The 16,013-nt window shown below is 59.9% G+C and carries 11 protein-coding genes; 6 read left to right on the top strand and 5 right to left on the bottom strand.

Features of this window, described 5'->3' with window-relative positions; all coding sequences use genetic code 11:
• Position 1 precedes the first annotated feature (1 nt).
• Positions 2-1,408 (bottom strand): McrB family protein, encoded by a 1,407-nt coding sequence (locus tag QRN61_RS17235; RefSeq protein WP_285374315.1) that lies wholly within the window; start codon positions 1,406-1,408, stop codon positions 2-4.
• 295 nt (positions 1,409-1,703) lie between these two features.
• On the opposite strand from QRN61_RS17235, the gene mexE reads away from it, so the two are divergent.
• From mexE to QRN61_RS17250, 3 genes are read left to right on the top strand one after another with little or no spacing between them, the layout of a single operon-like run.
• Entirely contained in the window at positions 1,704-2,957 is a 1,254-nt protein-coding gene (gene mexE / locus QRN61_RS17240; RefSeq protein ID WP_027612756.1) for a multidrug efflux RND transporter periplasmic adaptor subunit MexE, read from the top strand.
• A 15-nt stretch (positions 2,958-2,972) separates the two neighbouring features.
• Positions 2,973-6,161, top strand: a complete 3,189-nt coding sequence (locus QRN61_RS17245) for an efflux RND transporter permease subunit (RefSeq protein ID WP_096796769.1) — start codon at positions 2,973-2,975, stop codon at positions 6,159-6,161.
• Positions 6,161-7,582: an efflux transporter outer membrane subunit gene (locus tag QRN61_RS17250; protein ID WP_285374316.1), complete on the top strand. Its 1,422-nt coding sequence runs from the start codon at positions 6,161-6,163 to the stop codon at positions 7,580-7,582. Before QRN61_RS17245 ends, QRN61_RS17250 begins: the two co-directional genes overlap by 1 nt.
• Positions 7,583-7,640: 58 nt before the next feature.
• Here QRN61_RS17250 and QRN61_RS17255 read toward each other — a convergent pair whose 3' ends face one another.
• Genes QRN61_RS17255 through QRN61_RS17265 form a run of 3 tightly spaced genes read right to left on the bottom strand, consistent with a single transcriptional unit; the run spans position 7,641 to position 10,951 of the window.
• A complete protein-coding gene (locus tag QRN61_RS17255) occupies positions 7,641-8,621 on the bottom strand; it encodes an HlyD family secretion protein (RefSeq protein WP_027612753.1) in 981 nt (326 codons plus the stop codon).
• Positions 8,622-8,625: 4 nt separating this feature from the next.
• On the bottom strand, positions 8,626-8,826 hold the full coding sequence (locus tag QRN61_RS17260) for a DUF1656 domain-containing protein (protein ID WP_096796771.1): 201 nt from the start codon (positions 8,824-8,826) through the stop codon (positions 8,626-8,628).
• Complete coding sequence (locus QRN61_RS17265; protein WP_103367027.1) at positions 8,816-10,951, bottom strand: FUSC family protein; 2,136 nt, start codon at positions 10,949-10,951, stop codon at positions 8,816-8,818. The genes QRN61_RS17260 and QRN61_RS17265 overlap by 11 nt, the downstream gene beginning before the upstream one ends.
• 172 nt (positions 10,952-11,123) lie before the next feature.
• On the opposite strand from QRN61_RS17265, the gene QRN61_RS17270 reads away from it, so the two are divergent.
• The 3 genes from QRN61_RS17270 to QRN61_RS17280 all read left to right on the top strand — a co-directional run bounded on the left by QRN61_RS17270 (position 11,124) and on the right by QRN61_RS17280 (position 15,489).
• A complete protein-coding gene (locus QRN61_RS17270; RefSeq protein ID WP_027612750.1) occupies positions 11,124-12,179 on the top strand; it encodes a tetratricopeptide repeat protein in 1,056 nt (351 codons plus the stop codon).
• Positions 12,180-12,319: 140 nt separating this feature from the next.
• Positions 12,320-13,822, top strand: a complete 1,503-nt coding sequence (locus tag QRN61_RS17275; RefSeq protein ID WP_027612749.1) for an ATPase domain-containing protein — start codon at positions 12,320-12,322, stop codon at positions 13,820-13,822.
• Positions 13,819-15,489 (top strand): ATP-binding protein, encoded by a 1,671-nt coding sequence (locus QRN61_RS17280; RefSeq protein WP_285374317.1) that lies wholly within the window; start codon positions 13,819-13,821, stop codon positions 15,487-15,489. The genes QRN61_RS17275 and QRN61_RS17280 overlap by 4 nt, the downstream gene beginning before the upstream one ends.
• 116 nt (positions 15,490-15,605) lie before the next feature.
• On the opposite strand, the gene QRN61_RS17285 is transcribed toward QRN61_RS17280, so the two are convergent.
• On the bottom strand, positions 15,606-15,983 hold the full coding sequence (locus tag QRN61_RS17285; RefSeq protein ID WP_003225116.1) for a response regulator: 378 nt from the start codon (positions 15,981-15,983) through the stop codon (positions 15,606-15,608).
• Between the last annotated feature and the right edge of the window lie 30 nt (positions 15,984-16,013).

A 16,013-nucleotide genomic window follows, 5' to 3' on the forward strand; every position in this document is an offset into this window, starting at 1 on the left:
ATCAGGCCTCGCCGGATGTCGTCAGTCCGTCATCTTCCGAGTTGAATGCGGCATCAGCAAACGCGGCGCTCAGCAGTTCGTGAATATCAGGAGGCGGGCACAGACAAGTAATGAATTCATCGGCGCGTTTGGCAAACTGACCGAAGGTGCGCAGCTCACGCGGTTCGATTTCAAGCAGCGAACACAGGGGGGTTCGGTCACGATCAAAGACGTTGTCCCACAGATACAGGAACAACTTGCCGACGATATCGGCGCGCTGAATATGGTGGACTTCGAAGCGCAATTTGAACTTGGCGAGCTGCTCCAGGTAATCCTCGATAATGAGACCCTTGGTGTCCGACTTGAACTTCTTGGGAGAGGTCTTTGAGCAATAGTATTGATTGGCGTGGCCCGAATTAGAGCGGATTCGCTTGAACTTGAGCTCGGCGTCTGGTTCATGCCCTCCCTCATCGAGCAGTCGCTTGCGGTTGGCTTTGGACATTTTGGTCGCCAATTCCAACAGGTCATCATCGAATGCCCTGCTTTGTTTAACACCGCTGGCGGGATCTCCGATCATGCTGGTAGTGGCGACGAGTCTGGCCAATTCGCCCGGATAAACTTCAGCCAGGGTTTTGTCAGGCTCCCGCCTGGCCTTGATAAACCATGGCCCGACCAGCTTGTCATCGAGCCTCGGGGCTGTGCACCGATCACGAATGAACTGGTTGAGCGCTGTGACGAATGTCTCCCAGGTCAAATGATGAGTTGATGGCATCAACGCCTTGCTCTGGCTGGTCGGCACCTCATCGTTAAACGCTTCCGCACAAAACTCGAAATGCCAGCGCCGCTTGAACGCCGAATCCATGAAAAACACCGATTCGTCGCTGGTATTCATGGTGCCAATCATGAACAGGTTAGGTGGCAGGCATAACTGACGCTGCTTCAGCGCATCGGCCAGTCGCCGATTCAGATCGGGAAAAGGGCTGGTGTGGCCAAGCAGCGCGAGCTCGGCCTCAAGGGCATCGATCACCAGATCGGAAACACTGATCGCGTAGCTGGACCAACCCTCGTCATCACGATCAAGCAACTGAAACACATCGCCAAAAATTTCCGCGCAATTACCACGGTTGATCTCATCGACCAGCAGCAGTACGTTCTGCGCTTCCTGAGCGTTATCTTCCTGAGGCTGATGACTGTATGACAGTGCCAGCGCCCGCAGTAATGGCCCGGCATGCACGCGATACTCGATCTGGTTTTCCCGGGTTCTTGGCATCAACCGCGCGACAAACTCGCCATAACTGTAATCCGGGTGGAAGGCCACAGGAACGATCTGGGTACTGTTAACGCCCAGAACCCTGGCCTTTGTTGTCCGGGCCCGATGGCTCTTGCTGGTGCCGGGCGGGCCGAAAAGGATCAACTGATGCTCAACCATGAGTGCTCTTTCTCCTTGAGCCAATGAAACAGAATAAAGTTCGCGAAAAATAGCATCATAAAGCCACTATTCAAATGGAATACCGCTTTTACTTGGCCAAGCGACCTTTGCACTCGACGCAACAAACATTTGTCATCAAACCAATTGATAGCACCCTAACGAAAGGTGCATGCTAGAGGGCTCGAATCGGTCTTATATCATTCCGAATGATAGTTACCTTTGCTTCATTCGATTCGTGCCATCACAGCCTGCCGAGCATCATCCGCCCATCTTCAATACATTGGCGGATGATTCCATGGAACAGTCACTCAAACATTTGCGCTTCCCCTTGGCCATGCTGGCCGTGCTGGTGATGAGCGCTTGCGGCAAGACTCCGGAGACTGCCGCCACCCTGCCCGCTGCCAAAGTCAGCGTGGCCAAGGTGCTGGAACAACCGGTCAACGAGTGGGACGAATTCACCGGGCGCCTCGAAGCGCCGGAAACTGTTGAAATTCGTCCTCGGGTCTCTGGCCAGATCGACGAGGTGGCGTTCACCGAAGGTGCGCTGGTCAAGAAAGGTGACCTGCTGTTCCAGATCGATCCGCGTCCTTTCCAGGCTGAGGTGCGCCGCCTCGAAGCCTTGGTAGCCCAGGCCCGCGCCAATGCCACTCGCAGTGAAAACGAAGCCGGGCGTGGCGAACGTCTGCGTGCGAGCAACGCGATTTCCGCTGAGCTGGCCGACTCGCGCACCAGCGCTGCCCAGGAAGCCCGCGCCGCCGTCGGCGCCCTGCAGGCGCAACTGGACCTGGCCAAGCTGAACCTGAGCTTCACCCGCGTCACCGCGCCCATCAGCGGTCGCGTCAGCCGTGCCGAGATCACCGCCGGTAACCTGGTGACTGCCGACACCACCCCGCTGACTAGCGTGGTCTCCACCGACAAGGTCTACGCCTACTTCGACGCCGACGAGCGTGTGTTCCTCAAATACACCCAACTCGCCCGTAACGGCCAACGTGGCGCCACCACCCCGGTGTACATGGGCCTGTCCAATGAGGACGGCAATCCGCACCTCGGTCAGATGAACTTCGTCGACAACCAGGTCAACCCGAAAACCGGCACCATCCGTGGTCGTGCGGTGTTCGACAACAGCGACGGCACCTACACCCCTGGCCTGTATGCACGTCTGAAACTGGTCGGCAGCGGCACCTACAACGCCATGCTGATCAACGACGAAGCGGTCGGTACCGACCTCGGCAAGAAGTTTGTGCTGGTGATGGATGCGGACAACAAGACCGCTTACCGCGCCGTCGAACTGGGGCCGAAGATCGAAGGCCTGCGCATTGTGCGCACAGGTCTGAACAAGGACGACACGATCATCGTCAAGGGTCTGCAACGGGTGCGTCCGGGTTCGCCGGTGACGCCTGAAGTGATCCCGATGGCCAGCGAGCAGACCATTGCCGCTCTGGCTCAACAACGTCAAGCGCTGGAAGCCAGCAACCTGCCCAAAGTCGCACCCGCCAAAGGTGCACAGGGTACGGCTGTGAAGCTGGCCGCTACGACCCCACGCGGTTAAGGGACGACAACTCCGATGAATTTTTCCCAATTCTTCATTTCACGGCCGATCTTCGCAGCGGTGCTCTCGCTGTTGATCCTGATCGCCGGTGCGATCTCGCTGTTCCAGCTGCCGATCAGCGAATACCCGGAAGTCGTGCCACCGACCGTGGTGGTGCGTGCCAACTTCCCGGGCGCCAACCCCAAAGTCATCGGTGAAACCGTGGCCGCTCCGCTGGAGCAAGCCATCACCGGCGTCGAGAACATGCTGTACATGTCCTCGCAGTCCACCGCTGACGGCAAGATCACCCTGACCATCACCTTCGCCCTGGGCACCGACCTGGACAACGCGCAGGTGCAGGTGCAGAACCGGGTGACCCGGACCGAGCCGAAACTTCCCGAAGAAGTGACGCGCATCGGTATCACCGTCGACAAGGCCTCGCCCGACCTTACCATGGTTGTGCACTTGACCTCGCCGGACAAACGTTACGACATGCTCTACCTGTCCAACTACGCGATCCTCAACATCAAGGATGAGCTGGCGCGTCTGGGCGGCGTCGGTGACGTGCAGCTGTTCGGTATGGGCGACTACTCGCTGCGGGTCTGGCTCGATCCGAACAAGACTGCTTCGCGCAACCTGACCGCCACTGACGTGGTGACCGCGATTCGTGAGCAGAACCGTCAGGTCGCTGCCGGTCAACTCGGTGCGCCCCCTGCCCCGAATGCCCAGAGCTTCCAGCTGTCGGTCAACACTCAGGGCCGTCTGGTCACTGAAGAAGAGTTCGAGAACATCATCATTCGCGCAGGCGATAACGGTGAAATCACTCGTCTGAAGGACATCGCGCGCGTCGAGCTGGGTTCCAGCCAGTACGCCCTGCGTTCGCTGCTGAACAACCAGCCCGCTGTAGCGATCCCGATCTTCCAGCGTCCAGGCTCCAACGCCATCGATATCTCGAACGAAGTTCGCGGCAAGATGGAAGAGCTGAAGAAAGGCTTCCCGCAAGGCATGGACTACAGCATCGTCTATGACCCGACGATCTTCGTACGCGGCTCGATCGAGGCGGTGGTTCACACCCTCTTCGAAGCATTGATCCTCGTGGTGCTGGTGGTGATCCTGTTCCTGCAGACCTGGCGCGCCTCGATCATTCCATTGGTGGCGGTGCCGGTATCGTTGATCGGTACGTTTGCAGTCATGCACCTGTTCGGCTTCTCGCTCAACGCCCTGTCGCTGTTCGGCCTGGTACTGGCGATCGGTATCGTGGTCGACGACGCCATCGTGGTGGTGGAGAACGTCGAGCGTAATATTGAACTGGGGCTCAACCCGTTCGATGCGACCAAAAAGGCCATGGGTGAAGTGACCGGCCCGATCATCGCGACGGCACTGGTGCTGTGTGCGGTGTTCGTTCCGGCGGCGTTCATCTCAGGCCTCACCGGGCAGTTCTACAAGCAGTTTGCGTTGACCATTGCGATCTCCACCGTGATCTCCGCGTTCAACTCGCTGACCCTGTCGCCAGCGCTGGCCGCTGTATTGCTGAAAAGTCATGACGCGCCGAAAGACCGCTTCTCCAAAGTGCTCGACAAGATCTTTGGTGGCTGGTTGTTCCGTCCGTTCAACCGCTTCTTTGAAAAGGCCAGTCACGGTTACGTCGGTACAGTGCGCCGGGTCATCCGTGGCAGCGGCATCGCCCTGCTGTTGTATGCGGGTCTGATGGTGCTGACGTTCTTCGGTTTCTCCAGCACACCGACCGGTTTCGTACCCGGCCAGGACAAGCAATACCTGGTGGCCTTCGCGCAACTGCCGGACGCCGCGAGCCTGGATCGCACCGAAGACGTGATCAAGCGCATGTCCGACCTGGCACTGAAGCAACCGGGCGTGGAAAGCGCCGTAGCGTTCCCGGGCCTGTCGATCAACGGCTTCACCAACAGCCCGAACGCCGGCATCGTGTTCGTGACCCTGAAACCATTCGACGAACGTAAGGACCCGAGCATGTCCGCCGGTGCAATCGCCGGAGCCTTGAACGGTCAGTACGCGAACATTCAGGAAGCGTACATGGCGATCTTCCCGCCTCCGCCGGTACAAGGTCTGGGCACCATTGGCGGTTTCCGTCTGCAAATCGAAGACCGGGGCAACCTGGGCTACGACGAGCTGTACAAAGAGACGATGAACATCATCACCAAGAGCCACAGCGTGCCTGAGCTTGCGGGGCTGTTCACCAGCTACACCGTGAACGTACCCCAGGTCGATGCCGCCATCGACCGCGAAAAAGCCAAGACCCACGGCGTGGCCGTCAGCGACATCTTCGACACCCTGCAGATTTACCTGGGTTCACTGTATGCCAACGACTTCAACCGTTTCGGACGCACCTATCAGGTCAACGTTCAGGCTGAGCAACAGTTCCGCCTCGAATCCGACCAGATCGGTCAACTGAAAGTGCGCAACAACAAGGGCGAAATGATCCCGCTGGCGACCTTCATCAAGGTCAGCGACACCTCGGGTCCGGATCGCGTGATGCACTACAACGGCTTCATCACTGCGGAAATCAACGGTGCGGCAGCTCCCGGCTACAGCTCCGGCCAGGCCGAAAAAGCCATCGAGAAACTGCTCAAGGATGAATTGCCGAACGGCATGACCTACGAGTGGACCGACCTGACCTACCAGCAGATTCTGTCCGGTAACACCGCGCTGTTCGTGTTCCCGCTCTGCGTATTGCTGGCGTTCCTGGTGCTCGCGGCGCAGTACGAAAGCTGGAGCCTGCCACTGGCGGTGATCCTGATCGTACCGATGACCCTGCTGTCGGCCATCACCGGGGTGATTGTCTCCGGCGGCGACAACAACATCTTCACCCAGATCGGCCTGATCGTACTGGTGGGCCTGGCGTGCAAGAACGCGATTCTGATCGTCGAATTCGCCAAGGATAAACAGCTGGAAGGTCTCGATCCGCTGGCTGCGGTACTGGAAGCCTGCCGCCTGCGTCTGCGGCCGATCCTGATGACCTCCTTCGCGTTCATCATGGGTGTGGTGCCACTGGTGTTCTCCAGCGGTGCCGGTGCCGAGATGCGTCACGCGATGGGTGTGGCGGTGTTCTCCGGGATGCTCGGGGTAACCTTCTTCGGTCTGTTGCTGACGCCAGTGTTCTACGTGTTGATCCGTAATTTCGTCGAGCGTGGCGAAGCCCGCAAAGCGGCCAAGGCGCAAGCTCTTCAAAAGCCACTGGAGGCGCAATAATGAGTCTGAAAGTCTTCCTGCCGAGTCTGCTGGTGCTGGCGTTGAGCGCCTGCGCCGTCGGCCCCGACTACAAGACCCCAGCCACGGAGGCGGCCAACATCACGACCGCCACCGACGGCGCTGCCGGTCAGAAGAACTTTGACCGTTCGAAATTCGAAGGCATCTGGTGGCAGCAATTCGACGACCCGACCCTCAACCAGTTGGTGACGCAATCGCTGCAAGGCAACCGTGAACTGCGCGTGGCGTTCGCCCGCTGGAAAGCCGCCCGGGCGATCCGCGACGACGTCAGCAACGATGCGATGCCGACCATCACCAGCCGTGCGAGCAGTGATCTGGCCAAGGGGCAAATCCCCGGCCAGACCACCAAACGGGTCAACAGCGAACGCTACGATCTGGGCCTGGACATGGCCTGGGAACTCGATCTGTTCGGCCGGATCCAGCGCAATCTGGAAGCCAGCGACGCAGACCAGCAGGCGGCCGAAGCCGATCTGTACCAACTGCAAGTCACCATGATTGCCGAACTGGTGGACGCCTACGGTCAACTGCGCGGTGCGCAATTGCGCGAGAAGATCGCCTTGGCCAACCTGGAAAACCAGCAGGAGTCGCGCAAGATCACCATCAGCCTGCGTGACGCCGGCGTGGGCGATCAGCTCGACGTCGAACGTGCCGATGCGCGTCTGGCCTCGGTCGAAGCCAGCGTGCCGCAATTGCAGGCGGAACAGGTTCGGCAGAAAAACCGCATCGCGACCCTGCTGGGTGAACGTCCGGACAAACTGACCGTGGATCTGAGCCCGAAAGACTTGCCGGCGATTGCCAAGGCCCTGCCGATCGGCGATCCGGGTGAACTGCTGCAACGCCGGCCGGACATCCTCAGCGCCGAACGCAAACTGGCCTCGGCCACCGCGCGAATCGGTGTGGCGAAGGCTGATCTGTTTCCACGGGTCAGCCTCAGCGGGTTCCTCGGCTGGACGGCCGGGCGTGGTTCGCAGATCGGCTCCTCGGCGGCCAACGCCTGGGCACTCGGCCCGAGCATCACCTGGGCGGCGTTCGATCTGGGCAGCGTGCGCGCGCGTCTGCGCGGCGCCGATGCCGACGCCGAAGGCGCACTCGCCACCTACGAGCAACAGGTGTTGCTGGCGCTGGAAGAATCGGAAAACGCCTTCAGCGATTACGGCAAGCGTCAGCAACGGCTGATCTCGCTGATTCGTCAGAGTGAATCGAGCCGCAAGGCTGCCGATCTGGCGGAAATCCGCTACCGCGAAGGCACCACCGACTTCCTCGTGCTGCTCGATGCTCAGCGCGAACGCCTGAATGCCGAAGACAGCCAGGCACAGGCCGAAGTTGATCTGTATCGCGGCATCGTCGCGATCTACAAGGCCTTGGGTGGTGGCTGGCAGCCGGAAACCGTCGCCAGTAAGTAATAGTTGTTAAAGAGCTCCTTTGGTTGGCCGCAACCAACCAATTTTTTTGCCCCGCGTATCATTCGGTCGCGGGGCTTTTTTTGGCCTGATGGTTTTGCGCTTCCAGTACAGTGACAGTGGCGGTCGTACCGGCCCTTAATCGATTCTTGCCGGCATAGTCACCATCAATGCCGATGCGCACCGGCACCCGCTGCGCCAGCTTCACCCAGGTGTAACTCGGATTGATATTGGCCAGCAGTCGGCCACCCGTGGCGTTTTCCCGGTCGGCGATGGCAAAGGCGATGCTCTGGACCGTGCCACCAAAGGTTTCTCCGCTCATCAACTGCACGCGCACGCGGTCCCCCTCCTCGATTCGCGGCAATTTGGTCTCTTCAAAGTAACCGCTGACGTAGAACGAATCGCTGTCGACCAGTGCCAGCAGTGCACCACCCGCAACCGCGTAATCACCCTGTCGGGTCAGCAGATTAGTGACGTAACCGCTGACCGGCGATTCGACACGAGTACGCTGCAAGTCCAGTTCCGCCTGAGTCAGTGCAGCAATCGCCAATTGCACATTGGCCTCGGCCAGCCCGAGATTGGCCTGATTGCGCAACAGATCAGCCTGAGCCACCGCCACATCGGTATTGGACTTCTCCCATTCTTCCCCGGAAATTGCAAAACCCTGCTTAAGCGTACGCCGGCGCCGCTCTTCGCTCTGGCGTTGTTTGAGCAGCGCTTCACTGGCGACGATGGATGCCTGTGATTGCCCCAGCGTCGCCTTCGCCACCTCGACCGAACGCCGCGCATGCTCGACTGCCAGGCTATAGCGCGCCGGATCGATCTCCATGAGCAATTGCCCCTTGTCGACATGCTGGTTGTCCTGCACCACGAGGCTGACGATACGCCCGGAAACATCGGCTGATAGCGTCACCACATCCGCCCTCACCCGCGCATCCCGCGTCCAGGGCGCACGGGTGTAATGCTCCCAGGCAAACCAGCCAAGCACGATGGCCAGCAACACCACCGCTAATGTCGTTGTTCGAGCGAGTAACACTTTCAAGGCATCAGGCTCCCATCAGCAAAATCAGCGCGGCACAAACGCATGCATACAAGGCGCCCTCAAACAGCGCCTCGTGCCAGACCAGTCGCAACACACCCAGACGTCGCAAACACCAGTCCAGGAGCATAAATATCGGTATCGCCAGCAATAGGGCCTGGGCAATGGGTGGCAGATAAACGCCACCCATTTCGAAATCAATGGGCAAGGGCCGGTTCTCCTTCCGAGACGTTACGTTGCAGGTATTCGCCGTGGCGTTTCAGGAAAGACACGACGATCAACAGCGCCACGCGCATGCGAAACACCGACCACAAATGTTCGTGGCTGGCGACGTGCAACTCGTCCAGCTCATCACCCAATAGCTGGAGCGAGGTCAACAACGCTTGCAATTGCACGTCCTGGCGCCCGGCCACAAAACGGCCGGTCTTGCGCAGCGCCGAAGCCAATTGCTGGCTGAACGCGTCCGTCAGCAGTGCATTGTTCTGTGCCTGCTGCCGGAGTTGATGCATTGCTACGCCCAATGCGACGCACGCCAGACTGATTTCATAGAGCTGCTGCATGGCGCGCTCGCTCACGGCCGGCAGCAAGCCAAGCATGCTGGTCAGTCGGTCGACCATACGGCTTTCGAAAGCGAATTGCTGTTCATCGGTGGCCGGTTTTTTGGTCAGTTCATAAACCTGCTCACGCGCCTCGTTATAAAAGCGGCGGAGACGCAATGCCGGACGGAACGGGAAAATCCATGCGTAGACCATCAAAGCGAGCATCGCCGCGCTGACATAGGCGCCGGCGAATTCGAACCATTGAATTGCAGTGTTCTGCCCGGTGCCGACATTCTGTGGGCCGAGCAGGAGGAAACTCGACAACCCCAGGCCCATACCAATGCCCGCGGTCGTCGGGCTCGCCAAACCGACAGCGATCACGTACAGCAGCGGTGCCAGCATCAACGCCAATGGCTCGAAATCACTGATGGTCGGCACCAGCATGAATTGATAGAACGCCGAGACCACCAGTGCCAGTCCCAACCCACGCGCGTAACTCTGCGCGGCCATCAGTGGCCGCGGGAATGTCGCCATCAGCGAACAGAGAATCCCCACCAGAATCATCCCGCCCCGCGCGCCATCCCAGGCGGTTTCGATCCAGATCAACCCGGCTACCAGTAATGCGGTAAAGGCGCGGATGGCGTTCATTGAAGCCAGTGTGAAATCCAGATGCAACGGGCTGGCCTGACCGCGATACAGACAACTGGCTTCGCGCCCTTCCTGAATGGCATCACTCAACTCCAGAATCTGCTCCAGTTGCTGCAACAGCCGCGCCTGCTCCCAGCGTAACGCCCACGCCAGCGAGCGCAGGATAGCGCTCATGTCTTCGGTCAGTTGTTCGGCCTCATACGCCAAGGCTTCAAACTGCTGCTGCAGCGTGATGAATTGATGCCGCCGCTCGGCGGGCAGCGCTCGGCCCAACTGCGCCAACTGGTCGAGAAGTGCGAGCTCTTCTGCACGCAAGCGCTGTACGTCCAGAGGAAGATCGCCCTCCCAACGTTCGGTGAGCAATTCGCGCTGATGACGTAATGCAGTCAAACGCGAGGTCAGCAACATCAGTTGATTACCCAACAGCAGCACCAGATTGTCGGCACCGCGCAACCGTGGGGCATCGAAATACAGATGGCGGCGCAACCCTTCGAGCGCGCTGATTTCACCGAGCAACTGCATCTGACGGCGCTGAAAGTCGGCTTCACTTTCTTCTGTTCGAATCACCGCAGCGGAGTGACTGGCAGCCAGTTTGATCACCTGATCGACCTTGGCGAAGTAACCTTTGGCAACTGCTTCCGGACGCGCGGTGAGCAGGCTGACCACGCAGACGCACGCTACGGCCAGCAAGGTTTCGGTAACGCGGGTGACAGCCAGCAGAAAGGTGCCATCCTGGTCGGGAATGGCCAGCAATGCCACCACCACGGCGGTATAACCACTGAGCACAAACGCCTGAGAACTGGTATAGCGCAGCAACGTGCCGCCCGCGGTGCAGAGCGCCAGCCACAGTGCCAGCGTTGTGATGAACGGAAGCGGCGCCTGCGGGAATATCGCCATGATCAACACCGCCACCGCAGCACCCAGCGTGGTGCCAATCACTTGACCGAAACTACGCGCCAGCGCCATGCCGGCCAACGGCTGGCTGACAATCACGACGGCCATGATCGACCACTTGGGTTGGTCGAGATCGAACAAAAACGCCAGATACAGCGTCAACAGCCCGGCGGCAATGGTGCGCAGGGCAAACAGCAGGACAGCCTGACCGGGATGGATCACGACCTGGAAATAATTGCGCAGGGCTTGCATGGGGGCTCTCATCGAAGCGACTCCTGCAAGCGTAGACTCTGCATCGAATGCCTGATGGGTAACTGAATCGACAGATGTTGTAGGGCGATTCGCATGCACGGGGTTTGACTCACGGCCCTCGCTGGTCGAAGCTTGCCGTTCTGCTATAGAACGCCAGTTCACGGAAATCTGCATGCCTCAGTCCCGCCGCTACCTGCTTATCAGCCTTGGCCTTGTGCTGCTCGTCGTCATCGCCTGGTTATCCCTGCGCTCCACCGCCCCGGTGGTGCCGGAAGCGATCAAGCGCGGCTACAGCGAAGCCCTGACGGCCGCCCGTTCCGGTCAGCCGGGAGCCGCGCGGCAGTTGTATCAGCAATTGGGTCGCCCGGACCTGTCGGTCAAACGCAGTGTCTGGCTGCTGGCCGAGCTGCCCAACTATCCGAGCCCGCAAGCGCTGAAACTGGCCGACGCCCATCTGCAAAACGAAGCCCCCGAAGTACGGCTGGCAGCGATTCAAAGTGTGGTCGGACTGGTGCCCGGCGGGCAACGCAGTCTGCTGCTCGGGCCGATGCTCGACGATGAGGACCAAAACGTACGGTTCGCCGCGATCAACGCCCTGCTCGGTCTGACGCCGGATGAACTGGGGCTGTATTTCGCCCCGCTGCAGCAGGCGATCGATGGCTGGGAACAAGCGCTCAAGGGACAGCCGGAAAGCGCCGCCACCTATGCGCAACTGGCACGCCTGTATCTGCACAACGCCGAACTCAAACAGGCCCAACAAGCGCTGGACAACACCCTGCGGCTGGAACCGGGCAACCTGCCGGCACTGGTGATGCAGATCGATGTCCTCGACCGCCAGGGTCAGAGCGACGCCGCCCGCCAGTTGCTCGCCAAACAGTTGCAGGCGCAACCGGATTCCGCCTACCTGCAACACGCGCTCGGACTGTGGCTGTTGCACCACGGCCAGCGTGAATTCGCCCTGCTCGGCTTGTCCAAAGCGGTGGAACTTGAGCCTGACAACAAGGATTACCGCTACGACCTCGCCACCACCCTGCACGCTGCCGAAGAGCTGGAAGCGGCGCAAAAGCAGTTGCAGGAAGTCGTCCAGCGTCACCCAGCCGACCGCAAGGCGCGAGTGCTGCTGATCAATTACTGGAAGGAAAGCGGCCAGTTGCAGAACGTGCAGATTCTGCTCGCGCAACTGGAGCAGATGAACCCTGATGACCCGGCGTTACAGCAGGGACTCTGAGCCTTTACCCGCTGATTCAATGACATTTTGATATCGAAACATCGGAACCGTCATGACTGGCAGCGGTCAAGTAATCAGGTAGAGCACAACGGCTGATACAGCCTGCTGCCTCGATTCCCCTAGTCATGAGAGGGCATTCTTTGTCTACGTCCAACGAGTTGATCAGTGCAAAAGCCGCCACCGGCATCATTGGCCTGGATGACATCCTCGCCGGTGGTCTGTCCCGAGGGCATGTGTTTTTGCTCGAAGGTGAACCCGGTACAGGCAAAACCACCGTCGCGTTGCATTTCCTGATGGCGGGCGCCCGTGCCGGCGAACGCTGTCTGTACATCACGCTGTCGGAAACCGAGCGTGAATTGCGTCAAGGCGCGGCCTCCCACGGCTGGGAGCTGAACGAGAACATTGAAATCTTCGAGCTGACGCCACCCGAAAGCCTGCTCAACGCCGAGCATCAGCAAAGCCTGCTGTACTCGTCCGACCTTGAACTGGGCGAAGCCACCAAGCAGATTTTCGAAGTGGTCGAGCGCTTCAAGCCGACCCGCGTGGTGCTCGACAGCCTGTCGGAGATCCGCCTGCTGGCGCAGAGTTCGCTGCGCTACCGCCGGCAGATTCTGGCGATCAAACATTACTTCGTGCGTTACGACGCCACCGTCCTGCTGCTTGACGACCTGACCACCGAGTCTCTCGACAAGACCGTGCACAGCGTCGCCCACGGGGTGATCCGCCTCGAAGAACTGACGCCAAATTACGGTGCCGAGCGCCGCCGCGTGCGCATCGTCAAGTATCGCGGCCAGAAATACCGTGGCGGTTACCACGACTTCACCATCATGGGCGACGGCGTCCATGTGTTCCCACGACTGGTCGCCGCCGAACACCGCAGCGACTACCCGCGCCTGCAATTGACCAGCGGCATCAAGGAAATGGACGCCCTGCTCGGCGGCGGCATCGAGACCGGCTCCAGCACGCTGATTCTCGGCCCGGCCGGTACCGGCAAATCGCTGATTTCGATGATCTTCGCCGCTGCTGCAGTAGCCCGGGGCGAAAAAGCGGCGCTGTTCATCTTTGATGAAGAGCTGGGCCTGCTGTTCGAGCGCATGAAAAATATCGGCATCGACCTCAAGGCCCTGCAAGCCACCGGCAACCTGCTGATCGATCAAGTGGATGCCGCCGAGCTGTCCCCCGGCGAGTTCTCGCATCGGGTGCGTCGCTGCGTAGACGAAGGCAATATCAAGACCGTGGTAATCGACAGCATCAACGGCTATCAGGCCGCGATGCCGGAAGAAAACGCGCTGGTGCTGCACATGCATGAGCTGCTGCTGTATCTGAACCGAAAAGGTGCGGCGACTTTCATGACGGTTGCCCAGCATGGCCTGGTCGGCGACATGCAGGCGCCGGTCGACATCACTTACCTGGCCGACACGGTGATCCTGCTGCGCTACTTCGAAGCCATCGGCAAAGTTCGCCGGGCCATTTCCATCATCAAGAAACGTACCGGCAGCCACGAGTCGACCATTCGTGAATACCGCATTTCGGGCCAGGGCATGACCATCGGCGAACCGCTGGAAGCGTTCCAGGGCGTGCTGCGCGGCGTGCCGACTTACCTCGGCGCGAGCAATCCGCTGTTGCGGGAAGAAACCTTGTGACAGCCTCCGTATCACTGCCGGAACGGGCGCTGATCCTGGCGCCCATGGGTCGGGACAGCCAAGTGGCGCTGATGATCCTCAATGAGGCCGGTTACGGCGGCGTCATCACTCCGGATCTGGGTGCACTGTGCGCAGAACTGGAGCCTGGCGCCGGACTCTTGTTGATCGCCACCGAAGCCCTGCGCGGCCCCGAGCTGGAAACGCTCCTGCACTTTCTGGAACAGCAGCCGGCCTGGTCGGATCTGCCGATCGTCTTGCTGACCCACCATGGCGGCCCGGAACCCGGCCCCTCCTCGCGCATGAGCAAACTGTTGGGCAACGTCACTTTTCTTGAGCGCCCGTTTCATCCCGCGACTCTGGTCAGTCTGGTCTCCACCGCCCTGCGCGGGCGACGACGACAGTACGAAGCCCGCGACCGCCTGATCGATTTGAGTGAAAGCGAACGCCGACTGCAATCGACACTGGAAACCCTTGAGCAACAGGTCGAGGAGCGTACCGCGCAACTGCGCCACAACGAAGAAGCCCTGCGCCAGTCACAGAAAATGGAAGCGGTCGGTCAGTTGACCGGCGGCATCGCTCACGACTTCAACAACATGCTCACCGGCATTATCGGCAGCCTTGAACTGCTGCGCCGGCGGCTGGCTCGCGGACGCCTTGATGACCTCGACAGCCTGATCGATCTCGGTGTCACTTCAGCCAACCGCGCGGCCGGCCTGACCCACCGTTTGCTGGCGTTTTCCCGCCGGCAATCGCTGGACTCCAAAGCCGTGCAGATGAACACACTGGTACTGTCGATGGGCGAGCTGCTGCAGCGCAGCCTCAACGAAAGTATCCAGCTGGAGATGCGCCTCAACGACCAGTTGTGGATCGCCGAAGCGGATCCCAATCAACTGGAAAGCGCCCTGCTCAACCTGGTACTCAACGCCCGCGATGCAATGCCCGAGGGCGGCAAACTGGTGGTCGAAACCAGCAATCAGGTGCTTAAGCCGGAATTCACCGAGGCCTACCCGAACCTGGAACCCGGCGACTATGTGATGCTCAGCGTCACCGATAACGGCAGTGGCATGGCGCAGAGCGTGGTCAGCCGCGCGTTCGATCCGTTCTTCACCACCAAGCCGATCGGCCAGGGCACCGGGCTGGGTCTGTCGATGATTTACGGCTTCAGCAAGCAGTCCCGTGGTCACGTCTCGATCGACAGCGAAATCGATCAGGGCACCACGGTCAAACTGTACCTGCCGCGTTTTCGCGGTGAAGAGCTGGAGCATCCGGTGTCCGATATTCAGCAGGCCCCGGAAGCAATGGATGGTGAAACCGTGTTGATCGTCGAGGACGACCCCGCCGTGCGCGTACTGGTCAGCGCGGTGCTCAGTGAGCTGGGTTATGCGTTCGTCGAAGCCGGCGATGCCGACGGCGCCGTGCCGATCCTCAACTCGACGCAGCGCATCGACCTGCTGATCAGTGACGTCGGCCTGCCAGGCATGAACGGCCGGCAACTGGCGGAAATCGGCCGGCAGTATCGGCCGGGGCTGAAGGTGTTATTCATCACTGGGTATGCCGAGCACGCGGCAGTGCGCGGTGGTTTCCTCGACCCGGGCATGCAGATGATCACCAAGCCGTTCACCTTCGATCTGCTGACCGCCAAGGTCCGCGAGATGATCCAGAACTGATCCCCCAAAACGACTGTAGGAGCTGCCGCAGGCTGCGATCTTTTGATCTTGTTTTTCAAGATCAAAAGATCGCAGCCTGCGGCAGCTCCTACATGGGAAATATCAGCCGCTATGGATCAGGCCAGCAATTCCTGAATCTTTTCCTGCAATACGTCCAGATCGAACGGTTTTTCCAGGATCGGCGCCTTGCGCGTGATCGGGCTGCCGGTCTCGCGGATTTCCTGCGGGTAACCGCTGATGAAGATCACCTTCAGATCCGGGCGCAGTTTTACTGCCGGCTCCGCGATCTGCACGCCGGAGATCCCGCCCGGCAGGCGGAAGTCAGTGATCAGCATGTCCAGATGCGGCTTGCTCGCGAGGATCTCGAACGCCTGCTCGCCGTTTTCGGCCTGCAACACGCGGTACCCCTGCCCCGACAGGTAATCTGTCAGCACCATCAAGATAACCGGTTCGTCCTCGACGACGAGTACTACATCTTGTGCATCTACGCTCATGGGAAGCCTTTGTTCGGTCAATAGCTGCTG

The organism is Pseudomonas sp. lyk4-TYG-107 (assembly GCF_030209055.1).
Classification (GTDB): domain Bacteria; phylum Pseudomonadota; class Gammaproteobacteria; order Pseudomonadales; family Pseudomonadaceae; genus Aquipseudomonas; species Aquipseudomonas putida_A.

Bases quoted from the DNA above. Each gene is read 5' to 3' on its own strand.
- QRN61_RS17235 (WP_285374315.1), bottom strand. From the start codon at position 1,408: ATGGTTGAGCATCAGTTGATCCTTTTCGGCCCGCCCGGCACCAGCAAG.
- mexE (WP_027612756.1), top strand. From the start codon at position 1,704: ATGGAACAGTCACTCAAACATTTGCGCTTCCCCTTGGCCATGCTGGCC.
- QRN61_RS17245 (WP_096796769.1), top strand. From the start codon at position 2,973: ATGAATTTTTCCCAATTCTTCATTTCACGGCCGATCTTCGCAGCGGTG.
- QRN61_RS17250 (WP_285374316.1), top strand. From the start codon at position 6,161: ATGAGTCTGAAAGTCTTCCTGCCGAGTCTGCTGGTGCTGGCGTTGAGC.
- QRN61_RS17265 (WP_103367027.1), bottom strand. From the start codon at position 10,951: ATGCAAGCCCTGCGCAATTATTTCCAGGTCGTGATCCATCCCGGTCAG.
- QRN61_RS17270 (WP_027612750.1), top strand. From the start codon at position 11,124: ATGCCTCAGTCCCGCCGCTACCTGCTTATCAGCCTTGGCCTTGTGCTG.
- QRN61_RS17285 (WP_003225116.1), bottom strand. From the start codon at position 15,983: ATGAGCGTAGATGCACAAGATGTAGTACTCGTCGTCGAGGACGAACCG.